The organism is uncultured Sneathiella sp. (assembly GCF_963973085.1).
In the GTDB taxonomy this organism is placed as follows: domain Bacteria; phylum Pseudomonadota; class Alphaproteobacteria; order Sneathiellales; family Sneathiellaceae; genus Sneathiella.
Window position 1 is genome coordinate 711,605 of record NZ_CAXAXA010000002.1, and the last position, 21,164, is coordinate 732,768.

A 21,164-nucleotide genomic window follows, 5' to 3' on the forward strand; every position below is an offset into this window, starting at 1 on the left:
GAAAAAAACGTTCTTTTATGTTAAAGTTCTTAACAATCTCAACCTCTTGTTAACCAAAGCCGCCTACTCTGTAGGACATTATCCAGATCGAGATCGTCGAAGGTACGGAAGAAAAAATGGTTGACGAGACAGATGAAGAGGCGCTGGACGCCGAAGAAGGTGAAGAGGGCGGACCGAAGAAAAAGAAGAAACTGAGCGGCAAAGTTCTGGTTCTTTTTATCCTGCTGCCCATGCTCGTCATCGGAGGCGGTGCGGGCGGCGCCTATTTCGCCGGCGTGTTTGACGCGCCGGAACCCACGGAAGAGGAAATTGCGGCCGCAGCCGCCGAAATGAACAAGAAGGTTGTGTTCTACGACCTGCCGGAAATGTTGGTGAACCTCAACTCGACAACCTCTTCCAGCAGTTTCCTCAAACTCGGCGTGTCGCTGGAGCTGGAAGATGAATCCGTGATTGCGGACCTGGAACTCCTCATCCCGCGGATCATGGATAATTTCCAGGTATATTTGCGTGAACTCCGCAAGGAGGATTTAAACGGCTCGCAAGGGGTATACCGGCTCAAGGAAGAGTTGCTGATGCGGATCAATAACTCCGCAAGCCCGGTCAAAGTGAGCGACGTTTTGTTTAAAGAATTGCTGGTACAGTAGGAAATTTGATGTCTGATCAGGACGACGAAATGGACATGGCCGCTGCGATGGCGGCCGAAGACGACGGGGAAATGGACATGGCCGCCGCCATGGCTGCCGATGAGGGCGGTGATGACGACATGGCTGCGGCAATGGCGGGCGATGGCGATGAAGAAGGCGCATCCGCTGCCGCGATGAGCGGTCACAGCACGCGGGTCCTGAACCAGGATGAGATCGACAGTCTTCTCGGTTTCGACATGGACGGGAACGGGGACAGTGAAAACTCCGGCATCAAGGCCATTATCAATTCCGCGCTTGTCAACTATGAACGGCTTCCCATGCTGGAAGTTGTCTTCGACCGCCTGGTTCGGATGATGACAACGTCGCTGCGCAACTTTACCTCTGACAATGTGGAAGTCAGTCTCGATAATATTACCTCGATCCGCTTCGGGGATTATCTGAACTCAATTCCGCTGCCAGCGATCCTCAGTGTGTTTCGCGCGGAGGAATGGGATAATTATGGCCTGATCATGGTCGAAAGCTCCCTGATCTATTCTATCGTTGATGTGCTGCTTGGTGGTCGGCGGGGAACGGCGGCCATGCGTATTGAAGGACGCCCCTACACAACGATTGAGCGCAACCTGGTGGAGCGGATGGTGTCCGTCATCCTCAACGATATGACCGGCGCATTTGAACCTTTGAGCCCGGTGAACTTCCGGCATGAGCGTATTGAGACAAATCCGCGGTTCGCGACGATTGCCCGCCCGGCAAACGCGGCAATCCTGATCAAATTACGGATTGATATGGAAGACCGGGGCGGTCGTATTGAAATGCTGTTGCCCTACGCCACGCTGGAACCTGTCAGGGAATTGCTTCTGCAGATGTTCATGGGCGAGAAATTTGGCCGTGACAGTATCTGGGAGAACCATCTGGCGACTGAGCTATGGTCAACTGAAGTCGATATTCAGGCCGTTCTGGATGAAAAGCAGATGTCCCTGAACGACGTGCTGAAGCTGGGGATTGGGGATACCGTTATGTTTAACGCCTCTCCGTCCAGTCCGACGACATTACGCTGTGGTGGGATTTCCATGGTGTCGGGAAAAATGGGCCGATCGGGCCAGAATATCGCCGTGAAGGTCGATAAATTACTACGAACATTGGGTTAGAATGATGCTGGATGCTTTACCGCTCGATTTCTTGCTGAACCTGTTTCTCGTCGCGCTGTTGTTGGCGACTATCGGCTATTGCGCGATCCTGAACAAGCGACTTTCGAATATGCGCGATGCTCATGCGGAACTGCGCCACCTGACGGAGGAGTTTGACAAGGCGCTTGTTCGATCGAAAGTCGGGGTGGACGAACTTAAATCACTCGCCCAGACAACCGGCAAGCAATTTCGGGATGAGATAAGCCAGGCCAAAGAGCTGATTGAGGAACTGCAACTGATCAACGCGTCCAGCACCCGCATTGCGGACCGGCTGCAGATGAATGTCGCCGCATCCGCAAAACGCGAGAATACCGGAACCTTTGTCGATGATCCAGCCGGGCTATTCGATGATGAGGAGGACGAAGTCGTTCTCGGCGCCGCTCAGGAGGAGCCGAAGAAATTCCGTACCGATGCTGAAAAAGAACTTTTAGACATGCTGACCAAATCGACATAAGGCAGAGCAGTCCATGATGAAACATATTCGTATTTTACCCGTAACTGTTGTTGCGCTTGTTCTGATTTTTGGTCTCAAACTGAGTGCCGTCTGGACGGATGCCCAGGGCGTTCTCTTTGATGTGAAGGTTGCCGAGGTTCAGGCAAGCGAGTCCACGGCAGAAGCAGAACCGGAAAGCACGGAAAAAGCCGAAGTCACTGAAACCGGCGAAGAGGCGGCATCCGATACAGAGGAAAAGGCGGAAACCACAGTTGCCGCCGTTGACGCCTCAGAAAAACGTCAGTTCTCTCAAGCCGAGATTGCGGTTCTTGAGCGCCTCGTCGATCGCCGCGCGGAACTCGACCGCCAGCAGCAAGAGCTGGAGATGCGGGATAATCTGTTGAAGGCGACGGAAACGCGGATTGATGAGAAGATCGCGAAGCTGAAGGAAATGGAAGGCACACTTGAAGACCTTCTCAAGCTCCATGATGAGCAGGAAAAGGCGCAGATGGAAAGCCTCGTCAAGATCTATGAGAAGATGAAGCCCAAAGATGCGGCGCGGATCTTCAACAATCTCGAAATGGATATCCTGATCGATGTGGCAAGCAACATCAAGGAATCCAAAATGGCACCGATTCTTGCCTCCATGAGCAGTGATCGGGCCAACAAACTAACCGTTGAACTGGCGACAAGACGGCAGCTTCCGGGCACGGAAGATGAAAAGGGATAAGTGCCTTTTACATATGTCATTTCTTTTGTCGATAATTCGTATTTAACAACCGCCCTTTACGGCTGATTAACCATTGACAGGTAAAATTTGCCTATCTTGAAGCGTCAACACATGGCGCGGGTGAACGGATAGGCGATGAGCTTGGAAACTGAGGCGAATAATAATCGAAATTCGGTGGTGATCGACATGATCGAGCCAATGACGGGACCGGTGACGCCCAAAAACGTCAATGCCGTTATTTTCGTCTCGTTGTACCTTCTCTTGCTGGCGTTTTTCATCTTTCTTCATTCCATATCCGTCATGCAGGAAGATCGCGTGCGGACGGTTCTCGGGAGCGTGCAGGTTGCCTTTAACGGCCTGTCCCGGGATACGCCCGCCGATCGACAGAAAAAGCTCTCTGGAGAGGAGCAGGGGACGCAGGCCTTTCATGCCAAGCTCAAAAATGTATTCGAGACCGCTGTTCCACTTGTCGAGGCGCATACGAGCCGGGATGGTACGCGCCTTCAGTTTTCCGTGCCCCTGCGGCAGCTATTTGCCTATCGCAGCCTGGAGCTTCGCGAGACACTTGACAGCTTTATTAATGAAGTTGCCGCCACTCTCATTTCCAGAAACGGCAATGTGGCAACGGATCTTGAAATCCTGATCGGAACGGGCGTTGCCTTGCCGGCGGTTGACGACGTGGCCAATGATATTGCGGCCCTTCGGGCGAGCTATCTCGCGGCAACCCTGATGGACAGGGGCGTGCCGTCGCGAAATCTGTCAATCGGCATGGCAGCGGGCGATGCCGGTTTGGTGAATTTCAGTTTCTTCCTGCGTTCTTCGCTTGAACATCAGTTTCGTCCGGAGGCATCGAAGAAATGAATTTTCTTTTTCCGGGCAACAATAAGGATCGCGACTACAGCTCTGCCTGGATGACCTCGCTTGCCGATCTGCTGGCATTATTGCTGGCATTTTTCGTCCTGCTGTTCTCCATGAGTGAGATCAAGGTTGACAGATGGCAGACCCTGACGGAGACCTTCGGCAACAAGATGAGCGACATTACCGACCTCGTCACCAAGACGGGGGAGGCGGAAAAGAACATGGCGATGATCAATGAGCCGAAAGCCATCGATCTTTCCTATCTGGAGCATATTCTCAACGGCAAGATGCAGCAAAGTCCGCTGCTCGCCAATGTCGAGATTTTCCGGGCGAGTGAACGGCTGGTGATCTCGCTTGCCGGTCAGGATTTCTTCCAGCCGGGTACCGAGAAGGAAAGCAACAGCGTGGCCGAGGTTATTGACATTATCGGCGGGACGCTCCGTCACATCAATAACCGGATCGAGGTTTACGGGCATACGGACCCGGATCCGATCACCTCGCCAACGGCCAAATATCCGAATAACTGGGCGCTTTCCCTCGCGCGCGCGCTCTCCATTGCGAAGGAGCTTGAGTATGCCGGATACAGCTATCCGATCCGGATTTTCGGGATGGCGGATTCCCGCTTTAGCGAATTGGCATTGGTGGACGACAAAAACAGGAAATATGTGCTGGCACGACGTGTGGACATCGTCGTGCAGGAAGCTGAGGGTCGGGGACAGTAAGATGAGTATTGCGTCAACATATATGATCAGGAAATCCGTGCGGCAGTTTTTTCTGCTCTGCGTTCTGGTGGTGTCTTTTTTGGGTGGTGAGGCTCTGGCAGCGGCACCTGTAACCGTGACAGCGGTCGACAAGGATGGCATCGGACGGCTCGTATTCAATTGGGAAAGCGCGCCGGAATTCAGCGCGGAGGTCGAAGACGGCTATCTCTATATCCGTTTTACAGCGCCGTTCGACACGGATCTCACGGCGGCATCGAATGCTCTTGAAAACTATGTCGGCTCGGGCGAAATCCTTGAAGGTCAGCAGTCTGTCCGGTTTCCCTTGAAAGGGGATATTACTTTTGCATCGCAAAAGAAGGGCACGGCCGTTATTCTTGAAATGCGGAAAACGGCGGCGCTGCAATCCGGGACATCTTCGGGAGATGCCGTTGCCGTCCGTTTGAGGGCGGGCGATCACGCCGATTTCAGCCGCATCGTGTTTGACTGGCCGAGTGCCAATGTCGGTTACAGCAGCCGGACGGCGGGCGACAAGCTGATGATCACCTTCGATGGCCTCGCGAAGATCAATCTCGGTGTTCTCAATAATGATCCGCTGGCATTCGCCAAGGCGGCCACTTTGACAACTTCCAATGGCAAGACACAGGTCACAGTCGATCTGCCGATCAACAGCAGTGCAAACAGTTTTCGCAATGAGAAAAGCATTGTCTTCGACATTCGCAAGGGCAAGGAAATCGCGGCTTCAGCCCCAAAGGAACCTGAACCTGCGCCTGTAAAGACGGCAGAGGTTAAACCGGCCAAACCTGCCGCTGCGCCAAAGGTTGAGAAAGAGATTGCGAAGCCGGTTGAGAAGAAGCCGGAGATCTTGTCCGAAGAGGTGGTTGAGGAGAAAACAACAACCAGCGCGAACGCCATGACATTGAATAAGCCGAAGGCACAGCCGCAACCCGTCATTGAGCGCGCGCCGGAAAAAGAAGTGGCGGTGGTGACGCCTTTACCGGAACCAGCGCCGATCGATACCCGCACCACAGAAATCGCCGCGCCGCAGCCTGTTAAAAACACAGGTGTGGTCATGGCTTCTGCGCAGATTGATGCACAACCCAAGACGTTTACCTCGCTGGCATCCGGTTCAGCCATCGCCCCGATTGGCCCCACCGTCGTACTGGATCCCCCGGCTGAAGAAAAGCCGGTTGTGTCAGAGCCGCCAAAGGAAGAGGCCGCGGTTCGGCCGGAAATGACAAGTGAGCCCAAGGCGATTGAAGTGGCACCGGTTGTCGTTAAGCCCGCAGAGGCGCCGTTGAAATCAAAGCTCGAAATCGAGATCGCAAACTTGAAAGACGGCTTCCGTTTGATCTTTCCGTGGAAGACACCGGCGGCCATGGCCATGTTTGAAAGTGGCGGGGCGCATTGGGTGGTTTTTGACCAGCCGATCGAGGTGGATTTCCGAAATCTTTCCGGCCCGTATAAATTTCTTGTCACGAGCGCCCGGCAGATGGAGGAAGATACAGCGACACTCCTGCGTTTTAATTTCCGCGAGGGCTACGAGCCGATCGTCAACAAGGCTAATGATGAATGGCAGGTGGATTTTCAACTGGATACGCAGTCCAGCGTAAAACATCCGCTCAGCATCCAGACGCAAGGGATATCTGCATCCGAATTCAGGGCGTTTATTCCCGCCGTGGACAATGGCCGGGAAATTCGCTTTACCGATCCGACCTCCGGTGATGACCTCGTGGCGATGCCGCTGAATGCGGCGGGCTGGGGCATACCGTCGGCCCGTGTTTTCAACAGCATTACGATCCTGCCATCGCTGCAGGGGATTGCGCTTAAATCTACGGCGGCGGATATTCGTATCGGGCAGGAGCAAAATGGCCTCGCCATTACGGCAATTTCCAATGAATTCGCGGCAGCGAAGAATGAACCGCGAGAGGTTTCGAAAAAGCCCGGCGAGGAAATCTACCCGACCCCGGAAATTGAAATGGCGCAGTTCGTCAAGCTGGCGGAATGGAGACAGGTTAATCCGCTCCTTTTTAATATTCGCAAGCAGGAATTGCAGAAAGCGGCGGCAATCGCGCCGAAAAAGGAAAAGCGCGATGCGAATATGTCGCTCGCGAAATATTTCATCGGTCATAAATATTATGCTGAAGCGCTTGGTGTGCTTGCGGAACTCAACCGGCATTATCCGAAAATTGAGAAGGACCGCGAGTATCGCCTTTTGAACGGGCTTGCGGAGCTCGGGATGCATCGCTATGACGCGGCAGCAATCAATCTCTATCATGATGATTTCGAAGGGGATGTGGAAGTTGCGCCTTGGCGGGGTGCGGTTTCCGTCGGCCTCGGCAATTGGGAACGCGCCGCACAGGAGCTGAATTATTCCGCTCCGGCCTTTGATGTGTTCGAGAAAGAATGGGCTGATCATTTCCGTCTGCTACGAGCCCGTGTCGCGTTGGAGAATGTCGATGTGAACCTAGGAAAACAGGTCCTTGAACAGGTAAAAGCACCAAAGCTGAAGGCTCAGAAAGCAGAAAAAGCCTATCTTGAAGGGGTTCTCGCCTTTCAGATCAGCGATTTTCCGACGGCATCCGCGAAATTTGCCGACGCCATAAAGGCCGGCTATCGCCCGATTACCGAAAAAGCCCGGTTCGACAAGATCAATGTCGAGCTGGTCGCCAAGCTGATCAATCCAGAGCAAGCCATTGGCGAACTTGAAAAGCTTGATTTTGCCTGGCGCGGGGATGAGCTGGAAGTCGATGTCCAGAAACGGCTTGGGGATCTTTATGTGGCCACCGGCCAGATTGGCAACGGGCTTGAAACCTATAAACGCATTGTCCGTCATTTTCCAGACTCGCCCTATTCGCGGGATTTGGGGCGGAAGATGAATGAACTCTTTACCGATCTCTTTCTGGACGGTGGGGCAGATGAGCTGCCACCAATCAAGGCGCTGGCGATCTATTACCAGTACCGGGAGTTGACCCCTGTCGGAGATCGTGGTGACCAGATGATCCAGATACTCGCGGACCGGCTCACCCGTGTTGATTTGCTGGAACAGGCGGCCCAGCTTCTGGAGCATCAGGTCAATTTCCGCCTGAAAGGACTGGAAAAGGCGAATGCAGGCACCAAGCTCGCCGTTGTTCATCTGTGGAACAACAAGCCAGAAGAAGCCCTTCGCGTTCTCTATGATACCCGCTGGCGTCAACTTTCGCCGGAAGCCAAGAAGGAACGGCTGCATATCGAGGCAAGAGCGCAGGCCGGATTGCAGCATTACAAGGAAGCCCTTGCCATCATTGCATCAGATCGCAGTCTTGAGGCGGATGAACTACGCGCGGAAATTTACTGGAAATCGAAAAACTGGGCCGCGGCCATTCCGGCGATCGAGAAACTGATCGGCAATGGCGGAAGTACTACGCAAACGGATTTCGAGCGGCTGGACCGGCAACGGATCATGCAGCTCGCCGTCGCCCGCAACCTTTCAGATGATAAAGCGGGCATCCAGAGAATGCGCGCAAAATATCGCGACCGGATGGTGGAAACCCCGGACCAGGCGGCATTCGATCTGATTACGGAGCAGAATGATCCTTCCGAGACGGACTTCCGCCAACGGGCAACTGTCATTGCGCAGGTCGGCCAGTTGGAATCCTTCATGACCGGTTATCGGGAAAAGCTTGAGAACGGGCAGTTCTGGGCGACCTACTGATCGGATTCCCTTAGGATGTCACTGTAGAGTGATGGATCGACATTGCCGCCAGAGGCAACGGCAACCGCGATTTTCCCCTGAACATCAAGCTTGCCGGAGAGAAGCGCAGCAAGGGCGACAGCGCCGCCCGGTTCTATCACGCATTTGAAATAGTGAAAGGCGGCGCGCATGGCCGCCTTCGTCTCTTCATCACTCACTACAAGGCCACCGGATAGGGTTAGCCGATTGATCCCGAAAGTGATCTTGCCGGGGGTTGGCGTCACGATCGCATCGCAGATACTTTTATGTCCCGCATCGTTGGAAACGGGGTTGCCCAGGGCCAGCGACCGGGCCGTATCATCAAAGAATTCGGGCTCCGCCGCGTAGGTTTTTGTTGCTCGGCTCAATTCCCGGAGGGCAAGGGATGTGCCCGCGATAAGGCCGCCGCCGCCCGCCGGGGCAACGCAGATATCGGCGCGGACTTTTCGAGCCTCCAGCTGCTCTGCGATCTCAATGCCAACGGTTCCCTGGCCTGAAATAACGAAATAATTATCATAGGGTTTGATCAGCGTAAGGTTTTGATCCCGGGCTATTTTCTCGCCGATTTCCTCTCGCGACTCGTTCGTGCGGTTATAAGTAATGACAGATGCGCCGTATTCGCGAGTATTCGCTAACTTGATCTGGGGCGAGTCCTCGGGCATGAGAATGGTTGCCGGAATGCCAAGCATTTTCGCAGATAAAGCGACGCCTTGTGCGTGATTTCCGCTGGAATAGGCAATGACACCGGCGGCTTTCTGCGCCGCGTTAAGGCGGCTTAATGTATTATATGCGCCGCGAAACTTGAACGAGCCTGTATGTTGCAGGGTTTCGCATTTCAGGAACAGGCGCCCGCCCATCTTCTCATTGAGGGCACGCGACTCCAGAAGGGGAGTGCGAAGGGCAATTCCGCGAAGCCGTGTTGCTGCATCGCGCACCGATTGATAGGATGGGGTTTTATCGAATTCGATCAATGAACTTATCCAGTACAGGCAGGAGTTCGGGTTCGTTCAGGAGAGGCACATGACCCCTGTTTTTCAAAACCACCGTTTCCATATTCGGGTTTTCGGACTTCATGCGCATAAACACTGTGTCACTGAGTACATCGGAAAGGGCACCCCGAATGGCGAGAGTCGGGATGTCGCCGAGGGCCTTGAAAAACGGCCAGAGATCGACCGGCTCGTTTGAGTTCAGCTGTTCCGCCAGGGCCTTGCTAAGATTGAGGTCATAATTGAGACAGTAGTTTTTCGCCGTTTGATCATAGGAGAAGGTCGTGTTTGCCTGTCCAAGCCAGTCCTCGTCGCTAAGGTCGGGATAGGCACCGATATATTGCTCCTTTTGCTTTGCGGCGGCTTCTTCCAGGCTGGAAAAGCGGACATCTTTTCCCACATAGTCGAGGATGCGGGCACTGCCGGACTTATCAACTTCCGGTCCGACGTCGTTGAGGATGGCGCCGGCAATGAAGTTCTTTGCGAACCCCGCCATGGCCATGGTCATCAGACCGCCAAGGGAGGTGCCGACGAACAAAGCCCGCTCTATCCCGACGGATGTCAGAAAGCTGTATATATCGCCGAGATAAACTTGCGGGTTATAGTTTTTGTAATCGGCATCGCGGTCCGACTTTCCGCGTCCGCGATAGTCAAGCGCATATACCTTGCGGTTTTTTGAATATCGCTCGGAGAAGCTGTGAAAGTCGGCGGAATTGCGGGTTAGGCCGGACAGGCAGAGGAGGGGGCAGGCGTCTTCTTCTGAACCATATTCCCTGTAATATAAATTAAGATTATCCTGGGACTGGTAGTATTTTTCTGCAAAAGACATAAGCGAAATAATTTCCCTGATTTTATGTGACACCAATAAACGCAGGTAATTCGGCGAGAGATTTTATCTGGCCATCCGGTGTGCCGGGCAATCGCTCCGCCGCCTGATCGAAACGGTTGCACCAGAGGACATTGAAACCGAATGCTTTTGCGCCATAGGCATCCCATCCGTTAGAGGATAAAAAACAAATCTCCGAAGGACCGACACTCAACCGGTCCACGGCCAGCTGATATGTTCGCGGGTCGGGTTTATAGATGCCAACCTCCTCAATCGAGAAAATGCCATCCAGAAAGGGACCGATTCCCGCGTTCTCGACGGCAGCGGCGAGCATCTTTGGCGAGCCGTTTGAAAGAATGGCGCATTTGATGCCACCGGTCTGAAGCTTTTGCAAAGTCTCTTGCACCTCTGGATAGGCAGATAGGGTGAGATAAAGGTTCATCAACCGGTCCCGAAGGGCAGAATCGTCAAGTTTTACACTGGCGAGGGCAAAATCAAGGGCATCGCCTGTCACCTCCCAAAAATCCGTATGACGCTGTTGCAGGCTGCGAAGCCAGCTATACTGAAGTTGTTTCAGTCGCCAGATATTGGCAATTTCCTCCCATTTGTCACCAAGGGCTGCTTGCTCCGCACGGGCAGCGGCGTTGACATCAAATAACGTGCCATAGGCATCGAAGACACAGGCTTTAATGTGATCGAGTTTCAGGGTCATTATGAACCAGTCTTTCTGTCAGCAAAGCGCCATTTTGTATGTTGGACAATTAGCCCGCCAATGCAAGCGAAGAATGACCGGAACTAATGCGTGGCGATGCCGCGGTTGATATCTTCGCTGATTCTGAGGACGCTGCCCTCGTCACGGGCCAGTCGCTCCCGATATACCTGAAGGTTCTCGATAACTCGCTGGACATAGTTCCGGGTTTCCGAGAAGGGGATAAACTCGATCCAGTCGATCATGTCGATATCGCCTGCACGCGGGTCACCCCATTCCTTCAGCCAGCGCCGCACATTGGATGGTCCGGCGTTATAGGCGGCAATCGCCAACACGTATGAGCCGTTGAAATCCTCTATCAGCCCGGCGAGATAGGAACTGCCGAGTAATGTGTTATATGTGGGATCGGCAGTTAAAAGGGGTTCCGAATAGCTGACCTTTAACTGACGTGAAACGGCCCTCGCGGTTCCCGGCATAAGCTGCATCAGGCCGCGGGCTCCTGCCCAGGAAATCGCATCCGCGGCAAAGGCGCTTTCCTGCCGGGTAATCGCCAGCATCAGAGCGGGCTCAATCGGCGGATTATTGATTGCGAGTTGAGGCGTCGGCCAGTTTATCTCTGTCAGCTCCGTTCCGAGCTGGGAAGCGCGCTTGGCGATGGCAATGGCGAAGTCCGGGCGGCCGATATGCTTCGCAAGGGCGGCAACCGCCACATAGTCTTCCTCGCTTTCCGCCTTTTCCGCCATTTCGAGCAGGAAGGGACGAGCCCATTTTGGCATGCCAAGTTCGGCGAGATGGTGGATAATCAATATCTGTTCATCGTCGCTATTGGCAGCGTTTTCCGGGACTTTCGCTGGCGTTATGACAGGGATCGAGGGTAATTTAGTCTTTCCTAGCTCATGCAGGGCCATCTGGCCGTAATAGGTCGTGTAGTACCTGGCCGCGACATCGTACCAGTATTTTGCCATGACCGTATCGCCGAGCGATGCCTTGGCGCGGCCAATCCAGTAAGCGCCGCGCGCGCGGCTGATCGGATAGCTGACATTCTCGTAAAGCTTGATGAAATGCTGAAGTGCAACTTCGCCATCTCCAAGGAAGCGAAGGCTAATCCAGCCCGCTAGAAACTCGGCGGCAGCGAAATCCGCGCCATCCTGCAGGCCGTGTTGGCTTGCGAGGTTGTAGGCTTCGGTAATATGGCCTTTTGCCAGGAGGTTACGGGCCTGTATGTGGCGTTCTTGCCACCAGATGTCAGCGCGCGGCGCCGTCTCATCAACATCAAGCAGAAGCTCGCGGGATTCTTCGTCCAGCGCCTTACGTCGCCGCCATTTCGTTCGCTCGAATAATAAGCCGGGATCGTTTTGTAATTCGCCGGGAACGTCGCGAACCGCCTTATCGACATTGCCTGTTCTCCGCATCAGGCTGATTCTGGCCACAGCAAGCTTTTTCATTCCGTCACTGACATATGGGAACATGCGTTTTGCGGCTGTCGCCTCCCGTTCCCAAAGCAGATGGTCAAGGCGTTGTTCGTGGTCGGTTTTGCGAAGAATATCGCTGTGGCTTCTGATAATTTCTTTCTCGAGCAGGGCAGATAAGTCACCGATATGCCAGGCCTGTCGGATCCAGCTCACCGCTTCTTCCGTTCTGCCTGACGCCATCAGCGCCTCTCCATAGCGGTACATGCCAATGCCGGACAGGGGCCGATGTTCGCTGAACCAGTCAAGGGTGCGCTGGGTGCTAATCGGCTCGCTCAAGGCTTCTTCGGCCCGGCGGCGCAGGGTTTGCTGAAGCGGCCAGTCGGGATTGCTGTCGATAAAGGCGGCGATCTGGTCGAATGTCGCAAAATTTCGATAGGCCGACATATAGCGCCAGTCGATGATCTTGGCGGGTAGCCTGTATTTCGCCCGCGCGGCAATTTCCCGCGCCTTGTTCCATTGGCGCAGATCCGCAGCGGCGAAGGCATCCTTGTAAATCTTATAATCACGGGCGCTTAGCAGTCCCGTCGCCAGGGGATGCGGGGGCAACTGAATGCCAATCGGGCGCTTCAGTGGAAGCGGGGGCAAATCCGTATGCAGAAAGGCAAGCGCGCCGATTTCCGGCTTGGCCAGTGGCAGCGGCACATCTTCGGTGTTCATGGCTCCGCCCGGCGCGGGTCGGGAATTGTCCAGACCTGCATTTCCGGCCGCCAGTAGCGGCGTTGTATTCAGCAGTGTCCAGGTTATCAGCGCCACGAAGGCGAACTCTTTTGCCATTACTCAAACCGATCTTTTAAACGACGATGTTAAAACTGCTCCCCATTCTGTTTCTGCAGATTGTGCATAATACCAGATTACATGGTTAATTTCGTTAATTATGCAGACTTTTGTTTGCCATTTCGTAAACATGATCAGACAAGTCCGGCAAATTCAGGATTTTTTCCAGTTCCCCTTTCATCAGCTCCTGTCGATCCGTGTCATACCGGCGCCATTGCCCAAGCGGAACGACAAGGCGGGCGGCGATTTGCGGGTTCGTCCTGTTCAGCTCTGCAATCACATCGGACAGGATACGATAGCCGTCACCACTCTTGTCGTGGAAATAGACCGGGTTGCCGGATGCGAAGGCCCCGATCAGGGACCGCAGGCGGTTCGGGTTCTTCAGGGTGAACGCCGGATGCTGCATCAGGGCCTTCACATCAGCGATCGTCGTCGGCCGTGTTGCCATGGCCTGAAGCGAGAACCATTTATCGACGATCAGCGGGTCCTTCTGCCATTTTTCAAAATAATCGGCGAACATTTCATCGCGGATAGAATGAGTGATGTCACTTACCCCGGTAAGTGCGGCAACGCGATCCGTCATGTTGTCGCTCTCATGATACTGTTTCTTTGCCAGTGCGTAATATTCTTCCCGCCCTGTCGCGATCAGGTAATGCAGCGCGGTGTTTTTGAGCTTGCGGCTGCTGCTTTGCGGCTGGTTATTGGGGGAGGGTGCATTGGCGCAATCGTCATAAACCTGACGCCAGGTATCCTCAAAGGTAAGACCAAGCTTCCGCCGGGCAGCGTCTCTTGCCGCATGGATGGCGTCCACTTCGACGACTTGCATTTTCTGCGCAATATCCTGCTCGCCCGGCAGGGTAAGCGCCGAGGCCGTGAAGGCGCGATCCAGGTCCTTGTCGTCCAGTATATCTGTGAACGCATCTAGAAAGGGGGCAGGCAAGTCAGCATTGTCGGCTGTCGTGCCATGTTCTATCTGTTTGAGCAGAATGTTGCTGGCAAGGCGTTGCCCCGCATCCCAACGGTTGAAAAGATCCTCGTCTTTCGCAAAAAGGAAAGCGAGGGCGCTATCCTCCATATCCTGCCTGATTTTGACAGGCGCGGAAAATCCGCGAAAGAGCGAGCTTTGCGGGCGGCTGGCAAGGCCGGAGAAGGTAATATTCTGCGTCTTTTCTGTCAGGCTGAAAACCGCTTCAGCCCTTCCCTTGAACGGGCCGTCGGGAAAGGCAATGGACCTTCCCTCATCATCCAGGAGACCAAGTTTCAGGGGAATATGCAGGGGCTTGAAGTCATCGCCAGCCTTAGTATTTTCTTGCGTGAAAGAAAGGCTGTAAGTCTTTCTTTTTTCGTCAAAACTCTCACTCACCGTGATTTCAGGGGTACCTGGGGTTATGTACCAGCGGCGGAACTGGGTGAGGTCAACGCCGGAGCCATCTTCAAGCGCCGAGACGAATTCCTCCGTGGTGACCGCCTGTCCGTCATGCCTTTCGAAATAGAGGTCCATTCCCTTGCGGAATTTCTCTTCGCCGAGCAGGGTGTGGATCATGCGGATGACTTCCGCGCCCTTCTCATAAACGGTGGCGGTATAGAAGTTGTTGATCTCGACATAGCTTTGCGGCTGGATCGGATGGGCGAGGGGGCCGGCATCCTCCGGGAATTGTGCAGCGCGCAAGCGCTGAACATCGCCGATCCGCTGCACCGCGGCGGAGTTCATGTCAGCGGAAAACTGCTGATCGCGGAACACGGTCAGCCCTTCCTTTAAGGTAAGCTGGAACCAGTCGCGGCAGGTGATGCGATTGCCCGTCCAGTTATGGAAATACTCATGGGCGATGACGCTCTCGATCCCGTCAAAATCCGCATCCGTCGCGGTCTCGGGAGAGGCCAGCACATATTTAGAGTTGAAGACATTGAGGCCCTTGTTCTCCATCGCGCCCATGTTGAAATCGCTGACCGCGACGATCATGAAGATATCGAGGTCATATTCCCGGCCGTATTTCTCCTCATCCCATTTCATCGACTTCTTGAGCGAGACCATGGCATGATCGCATTTATCTTCATTGCCCTTTTCAACGAAAATTTGCAGTTTTACATTCCGTCCGGACCGGGTTTCAAAGCTGTCTTCGACACAGGCAAGATCGCCGGCGACGAGCGCAAAGAGATAGGCGGGCTTCGGGTGCGGATCGTGCCATGTCACCGATTGCCGTCCGTCGACGAGCGTCACCTTCTCCGTCAGGTTCCCGTTTGAGAGCATCACCGGATAATGGTTTGCATCGCCAATAATCGTAGTCGTATAAACGGCCATCACATCCGGTCGGTCGAGAAAAAAAGTGATCCGCCGGAAGCCCTGTGCCTCGCATTGGGTGCAGAAGTTTCCGCTCGACTTATAGAGCCCCTCAAGCGCGGTGTTGTCTTGCGGTCTGGTTTCCGTCACGATTTCGAGAGTCAACTCGTTCAGGCTTGACGGTACGGGGAGGCTGAGCAGCTTGTCTGAAAGCTCATACTCGTCGGGGGTAAGCGTTTTCTCGTTTATCGCGACCGAGACAAGCTTCAGGTGCTCCCCGTTCAGCGCCAGTTTTTCTGCTGTTGCGTTGTTTCTCTCCAAGGTTAGCCGGGACGTGATAAGGGTTGTCTCCTCACCAAGTTCAACGGTCAGATTAACCGTCTTAATCTGGAAATCGGGCTCTTTATAATCTTTGAGATGAATGGTTGCAGGCTGGGAGGTTGTGGTGGACAAGGGGCATACCTTTACTGAAAGAACAACTCCCTTAAAGATAACCGGAATGTGACCGCGATCAAGGCCTGCTGAAAAATGAATATTCTGCAAAAAAGCCCTAATTAGCAGCGATGGTGGCCTGAAACTGCAGTTACCTCTTGCCTTGCCGGACATCATGCCTATAAATCAGGCGTTCGTTGACCGGGAAGTGAGGACTAGAAACAGAAAAGGCTCTCCTGTTCACGAACATAGTATAGAAACCAGAAACAGCATTTAAGGACTTTGTCATGTTTAGAGGATCGATCACAGCGCTTGTTACTCCCTTCGATGGAGCGCGCGTGGATGAAAAATCGTTTCAATCCCTCTGTGACTGGCAAATAAAATCCGGAACGAAGGCGCTTGTTCCGACCGGGACAACTGGCGAGTCACCCACGCTTAGCCATCCTGAGCATGACCGCGTTGTGGAGCTGTGCGTCGAAGTGGCAAAAGGCCGGGTCCCGGTTATGGCGGGGACAGGGTCGAACAATACCGTGGAGGCAATCCGCTTGTCGAAGCATGCGAAAGAAGCGGGTGTGGATGCGGTCCTGATTGCCATGCCCTATTACAACAAGCCGACGCAAGAAGGCATGTATGCGCATTACAAGGCGATCAACGATGCCGTTGATATCCCGATCTATATTTACAATATTCCAGGTCGATCCATCGTTGACATGACGCCGGAAACCATGGGCCGTCTCGCCAAGCTTGAAAATATTGTCGGTGTCAAGGATGCGACCGGGGATGTGTCGCGTGCCGCCCTGCAGCGTTTACATTGCGGACATGAGTTTAACCAGCTTTGCGGGGATGACCCCATTGCCCTTGGCTATAACGCGCAAGGCGGCAATGGTTGTATATCGGTGACATCCAATGTTGCGCCGGACCTGGTTTCCCAGATGCAGGAGGCCAGCCTTTCTGGTGACCATGACACAGCGATCGAGATTCAGGATCGGCTCATTTGGTTGCATAAGGCATTGTTTGTTGAATCCAGCCCGGCACCGACTAAATATGCGTTGTCACTGCTTGGCAAATGCAAGCCGGATGTTCGCTTGCCCATCATTCCCGTCTTCAAGGAAGAGTCCAGGCGGGAAATCGAGGCGGCGATGCGCCATGCGGGCATTCTCAATTAAGGATCGGGACGGATAAGGTAATGGGCCGGAATATCGCGGAAAACCGGAAGGCCCGCTACAACTACTTCATTCATGAGGAGTTTGAGGCGGGCCTGATCCTGCTCGGCACGGAGGTGAAAAGCCTGCGGGCCGGTCGGGCGAACATTCAGGATGCCTATGCGTCTTTTGAAAATGACGGCCTGTACCTGATCAATTCCCATATCGCTGAATATGGTCATGGAAACCGCAATAACCATGAACCGCTGCGTCCGCGACAGCTTTTGATGCATAAGAAGGAAATCAAGAAGATTGCCGGCCAGATACAGAAGGCCGGCAAGACCCTGGTTCCCCTATCGATGTATTTCAATGATCGCGGCATCGTCAAAGTCAAGGTGGGGCTGGCCTCGGGCAAGAAGCAGCATGACAAACGGGCTACGGAACGCGAGCGCGACTGGAACCGCGAAAAGCAGCGGTTGCTCAAAACCCAGGTCTAGACAGCGCTAAATGACGGCTTCCTGTGGGAGCGGGCTAGTGAATTCCAGGCCGAGGAAGTTATCCTTGGCCCAGACAACGCGGCTTTTAAGCCCGTCTGAAAAGGCGCGGGAAGACTGCAGGACCAATGATGTCCCGGTTGGTAGCTTCCCCTGAAACCAGACTTTAGCGCCCGTCCGGCTGTAATCCACCAGACTGACATTCATCTTGGAATCATTGGTGATAATGAACCCCGGCCAGTCTATTTTCTGGCGTGGATGGCGCCGCTTGTTCTGCTCTTCGTCCATGCGCTCCCGGTAAAGCGGCAAATCGCTATCGTCAAGGCTGGCAAGCTGGCGTGGGCGGTATTTTGGGTCCAATTCCCGTCGTTGCAGGACGGATTCGTGAAGTTTTTCCGGTTCCAGCCCCATTTCTGGCGGAAAATCCCTTATGGACTGGCCGACAGGTCGATTGAAGGGTTTCTTGAAGGGCAGGGGAACACCGAACAGCTTGCGTCGGTTCATGGCGATTTTGCCATGAATATCGGGCGCTGACAGTTCCTCCAGCCGTTCTAAATCAATACTCAGCCCGTTTTCCGTGGCGCGATCCAGCATCCAGCGGAGCGCAATATCCGAGAGACGGCTGTCGCGGCGGCCGCCAACGACATTTTCATGGGAACCGGGAAACCACACCTGTTCGACAGCTCTAAGGTCGGGCGAGTGGGCACCGGTCCAGAGGCCGGGCTTGAACCGGCTGCGGCGTTCATCAAGGGCGAGGGCCTGATAAGCCGCCTCGACATTGGCGTTGATCTTGTGATCATGATACATCATCCAGCTTTGCGAGATACGGTTCAGCCCCGGCAACGGCAAGCCATGACTGCCAACAGTGTCCCAGCAACCGAGGAAACGGATCCGGACTGGCCGGGCCGGCAAATGCTCGGCAAGGCTTTTTGCTCCCGGCGTTTCGAGCGCCTCTACCGGGATCTGGCTGTATTCATAGGCTTCTGGCAGCAGGTTCAACTTTTCCGGAGGGAGTAATCCCACCTTGTCGATCAGGTCCGCAAGGCGCCGAATGTTGAAGGCGCCGAGCCCTGCGCCAAAGAAGAAAATTTCGTCCTTTTCATCTTGGTAATTCTCTGACAGAAAAGTATAGCACTCAATGATCTCCGCTTTCATTCCAAGGCCGAAGGTGCGCTGCATCAGGTGCCGAGAAAGGGAGGGTTTCGCCGCGATATCATGCTGGTATCGGATTTGGGGTACACCGTTCTGGTCCTGTTCACCAATGCAGTGATAGGCGAGCGTTGCGTTTCCGGGAACGCGCCTGTTTTTGCTTCTGAACTGCGGGGCAATCCAGCTGCCGTCACTCAGGACCACAAGTCTTCGGGCCATAACTTCCCCCTCTTCAATTCCGACTATTATAGCAAGCCGAGTGCAGAAGACGTCAACGAAATTGAAAATTGATACGAAACAAGAGACTTTTTTGATCTATTGGGAGCATTCTTAGCAAGAGCACCTACGCTATTGTAGCGCCTTTAGTTTCCGTCGTCTTATGAAAAATTCGGTGTAATTTCGGAAATTTACCAAGGTTATATAATTATTGCGATCTTTCTGCTTGCCCCATAAGCCTTTTTTATGCACCTATAACATCTTTTACGAGAAATATAGTAACTAGTTTCGTATTAAAGTAAAAGAGGGATAGGCATATGACTGTTATTCGAAGGACCAGATTACTTCTGGCAATGACTTTCTTGATGGGGCTGTCCGCTTGCGCGGTGGATCGTAGCACGGTCTCTATCGATCCGCCAGAAAGTATCGCAAATCCCGTAAATGGGGTGGATGTCAAACTTGTGTCCGTCACTGATAGCCGGCTATTCGAGTTCAGGCCGACAACTCCCGATATCCCCTCTCTTTCCGAAGACGAGATTAACAATGATTCCATAAAAGCACGGGCATTTGCCAGAAAGCGGAATTCATACGGGAAGGCGCTGGGTGATGTGGTTCTCCCGGAAAATCAGACCGTCGCCGGAATCATGAAGCCTGCACTTGAAAACGCGTTTCGCGCGGCGGGGTATCGGGTTCTTGAACCCGGTAATCCTGAGTTCGACAAAGCCATTCCGGTAGAGGTGAAAGTTATTCAGTTCTGGTCATGGATTGAGTGGGGATTTTGGGAACTGGGACTTCATAATAAGGCAGAGGTCTCCATATCGGCCACAGAAGGACCGATGGCAGAAGGGCTCACGGTTTTTAACGAAACAGTTGGTAAGCACGCTGCCGTTTTTGATGGTGACTGGCAACAGAGCGCAACGACAGGGATAATGGATCTTGGCGTGAAAGTAACCGACGAGCTGAATAAACTAAGGCAGTAACGAAATTTGCCGGGGAACGGTCGCAAGCTAGGCGATTTCCTCGGCATCCTCATAGGGGTCAAATTCGCCAGGGAATTCTTCGTAGTCTGGGTCGCTTTTCTGACTGACAGCACGTCCGACCTTATTCTCCATGTCCTTGAGCTCAATAAAGAAATCTGCCTGTCGGCGGAGTTCGTCGGCAATCATGGGCGGTTGGGATTTTACCGTGCTGACGACGGTAACGCGCACGCCTTGCCGTTGAATCGATTCAACGAGGCGGCGGAAATCGCCGTCACCTGAGAACAGCACCGCATGGTCGATATGTTTCGCAAGCTCCATCATGTCGATGGCAAGCTCGATATCCATGTTACCCTTGTATTTCCGCCGTCCGGTTGAATCAGTGAATTCCTTGGTCGGCTTCGTGACCATCGTATAACCGTTATAGTCGAGCCAGTCGACGAGCGGGCGGATAGGGGAATATTCCTGATCTTCAATGAGAGCGGTGTAGTAGAATGCGCGAACGAGCCTTCCTTGCGAGGCGAATTCGCTCAGCAGTCTTTTATAATCAATGTCGAAACCAAGGGCCCTTGCGGCAGCGTATAAATTTGAGCCATCAATGAATAGAGCTATACGTTCCTCGGAGTAAAAAGGCATTACCGTTTCCGCATTCAATATTACAAATAATTATTTAGTTTGTTTGCTTTCGCTCCCTAATCTTTAATCAATAGCAAAATAATTTACACTTCTCTAGACAAGAAATGCACGCGGTCTCTTTTAATATGTTAAAAAAGTGCGAAAATCTGGGCTTTTTAGTGATTTCTGGGGAAATTTATAGGTGATATTGATTGCTTTAGGGGCAAATATGCCACATCCGCAACATGGGGATCCGGTGAATACACTGGCGGCGGCCGTGCGTGAAATTGCAAATTTCGTAACTCTCATACATCAGTCTAGCTGGTATCGAACTGCCCCGGTGCCGGTATCAGACCAGCCATGGTTCGCCAATGCGGTTATTTCGGTGGCGACAGATATGACGCCGGATGAACTTCTGGCCACATTGCACAGAATTGAGGATGAGTTCGGACGGGTCCGACGCAAGAAATGGGAAGCGCGCGTGCTTGATCTGGATTTGCTTACCTTTCGTGATCTTGTGACGGAGAACAGGGATCAGGACGAAGGGATCGTCCTGCCGCATCCGCAAATGCAGGAACGTGCTTTTGTGCTTGCCCCGATTGCGGAAATTGCGCCCGAATGGCGCCATCCGGTCAGCAATTTGCAGGCGCAAGAATTGCTCTCAGGGCTGCCGTCAGAACAGGCTTTTGATATTATCGGGGTGGCGGATTTACCCAGTTGATGCCGAAAAACGACGCAGCGCCCGAAAAGTGCCCCTTTTCAAGGACTTTTTTATGTTACTTTGACTTGCCATCCTGTATGCAAGCTTATATGT

General features: G+C 53.4%; 18 protein-coding genes. 11 read left to right on the forward strand and 7 right to left on the reverse strand.

All coding sequences use genetic code 11. The annotated features are described in order from the left end of the window. Positions 1-116: 116 nt before the first annotated feature. The 7 genes from AACZ19_RS07750 to AACZ19_RS07780 all read left to right on the forward strand — a co-directional run bounded on the left by AACZ19_RS07750 (position 117) and on the right by AACZ19_RS07780 (position 8,262). A complete protein-coding gene (locus AACZ19_RS07750) occupies positions 117-644 on the forward strand; it encodes a flagellar basal body-associated FliL family protein (RefSeq protein WP_339632645.1) in 528 nt (175 codons plus the stop codon). 8 nt (positions 645-652) lie between these two features. Continuing rightward, positions 653-1,789 carry a flagellar motor switch protein FliM gene (fliM, locus tag AACZ19_RS07755; RefSeq protein ID WP_339632647.1) on the forward strand — a complete coding sequence of 379 codons (1,137 nt, stop codon included), beginning with the start codon at positions 653-655 and terminating at the stop codon, positions 1,787-1,789. Position 1,790: 1 nt separating this feature from the next. After that, positions 1,791-2,282 (forward strand): DUF6468 domain-containing protein, encoded by a 492-nt coding sequence (locus AACZ19_RS07760; protein WP_339632649.1) that lies wholly within the window; start codon positions 1,791-1,793, stop codon positions 2,280-2,282. A gap of 13 nt (positions 2,283-2,295) precedes the next feature. Next, positions 2,296-2,991: a hypothetical protein gene (locus AACZ19_RS07765; RefSeq protein WP_339632651.1), complete on the forward strand. Its 696-nt coding sequence runs from the start codon at positions 2,296-2,298 to the stop codon at positions 2,989-2,991. Between the two features lie 135 nt (positions 2,992-3,126). Continuing rightward, a complete protein-coding gene (locus AACZ19_RS07770) occupies positions 3,127-3,852 on the forward strand; it encodes a hypothetical protein (protein WP_339632653.1) in 726 nt (241 codons plus the stop codon). Next, on the forward strand, positions 3,849-4,571 hold the full coding sequence (locus AACZ19_RS07775; RefSeq protein ID WP_339632655.1) for a flagellar motor protein MotB: 723 nt from the start codon (positions 3,849-3,851) through the stop codon (positions 4,569-4,571). The genes AACZ19_RS07770 and AACZ19_RS07775 overlap by 4 nt, the downstream gene beginning before the upstream one ends. A gap of 1 nt (position 4,572) precedes the next feature. Continuing rightward, complete coding sequence (locus AACZ19_RS07780; RefSeq protein ID WP_339632657.1) at positions 4,573-8,262, forward strand: hypothetical protein; 3,690 nt, start codon at positions 4,573-4,575, stop codon at positions 8,260-8,262. On the opposite strand, the gene AACZ19_RS07785 is transcribed toward AACZ19_RS07780, so the two are convergent. From AACZ19_RS07785 to pepN, 5 genes are all read right to left on the reverse strand, one after another. Beyond that, a complete protein-coding gene (locus AACZ19_RS07785; protein WP_339632659.1) occupies positions 8,256-9,251 on the reverse strand; it encodes a threonine/serine dehydratase in 996 nt (331 codons plus the stop codon). The two genes, AACZ19_RS07780 and AACZ19_RS07785, sit on opposite strands and share 7 nt — an antisense overlap. Next, complete coding sequence (locus AACZ19_RS07790) at positions 9,235-10,095, reverse strand: alpha/beta hydrolase (protein ID WP_339632661.1); 861 nt, start codon at positions 10,093-10,095, stop codon at positions 9,235-9,237. The genes AACZ19_RS07785 and AACZ19_RS07790 overlap by 17 nt, the downstream gene beginning before the upstream one ends. Positions 10,096-10,117: 22 nt before the next feature. Next, on the reverse strand, positions 10,118-10,804 hold the full coding sequence (locus AACZ19_RS07795) for a haloacid dehalogenase type II (protein WP_339632663.1): 687 nt from the start codon (positions 10,802-10,804) through the stop codon (positions 10,118-10,120). 83 nt (positions 10,805-10,887) lie between these two features. Continuing rightward, on the reverse strand, positions 10,888-13,047 hold the full coding sequence (locus AACZ19_RS07800; protein WP_339632665.1) for a transglycosylase SLT domain-containing protein: 2,160 nt from the start codon (positions 13,045-13,047) through the stop codon (positions 10,888-10,890). Positions 13,048-13,141: 94 nt separating this feature from the next. Beyond that, a complete protein-coding gene (gene pepN / locus AACZ19_RS07805; RefSeq protein ID WP_339632667.1) occupies positions 13,142-15,778 on the reverse strand; it encodes an aminopeptidase N in 2,637 nt (878 codons plus the stop codon). A gap of 266 nt (positions 15,779-16,044) precedes the next feature. Here pepN and dapA point away from each other — a divergent pair, with 266 nt between their 5' ends. Together dapA and smpB are read left to right on the forward strand one after the other, a co-directional pair. Further along, positions 16,045-16,923: a 4-hydroxy-tetrahydrodipicolinate synthase gene (dapA, locus tag AACZ19_RS07810; protein ID WP_339632669.1), complete on the forward strand. Its 879-nt coding sequence runs from the start codon at positions 16,045-16,047 to the stop codon at positions 16,921-16,923. Positions 16,924-16,943: 20 nt separating this feature from the next. After that, the gene (gene smpB, locus AACZ19_RS07815) at positions 16,944-17,396 is read left to right on the forward strand and encodes an SsrA-binding protein SmpB (RefSeq protein ID WP_339632671.1); all 453 of its coding nucleotides are present in this window, start codon (positions 16,944-16,946) and stop codon (positions 17,394-17,396) included. A gap of 6 nt (positions 17,397-17,402) precedes the next feature. Here the strand turns inward: smpB and AACZ19_RS07820 are convergent, their stop codons facing one another. Beyond that, the gene (locus tag AACZ19_RS07820) at positions 17,403-18,761 is read right to left on the reverse strand and encodes a DUF2235 domain-containing protein (RefSeq protein WP_339632673.1); all 1,359 of its coding nucleotides are present in this window, start codon (positions 18,759-18,761) and stop codon (positions 17,403-17,405) included. A 314-nt stretch (positions 18,762-19,075) separates the two neighbouring features. Between AACZ19_RS07820 and AACZ19_RS07825 the strand changes: the two genes are divergently transcribed. Next, entirely contained in the window at positions 19,076-19,738 is a 663-nt protein-coding gene (locus tag AACZ19_RS07825; protein ID WP_339632675.1) for a hypothetical protein, read from the forward strand. Between the two features lie 27 nt (positions 19,739-19,765). Here the strand turns inward: AACZ19_RS07825 and AACZ19_RS07830 are convergent, their stop codons facing one another. After that, entirely contained in the window at positions 19,766-20,371 is a 606-nt protein-coding gene (locus AACZ19_RS07830; RefSeq protein WP_339632677.1) for an NYN domain-containing protein, read from the reverse strand. Between the two features lie 181 nt (positions 20,372-20,552). On the opposite strand from AACZ19_RS07830, the gene folK reads away from it, so the two are divergent. Then, on the forward strand, positions 20,553-21,071 hold the full coding sequence (gene folK, locus AACZ19_RS07835) for a 2-amino-4-hydroxy-6-hydroxymethyldihydropteridine diphosphokinase (protein ID WP_339632679.1): 519 nt from the start codon (positions 20,553-20,555) through the stop codon (positions 21,069-21,071). Positions 21,072-21,164 lie beyond the last annotated feature (93 nt).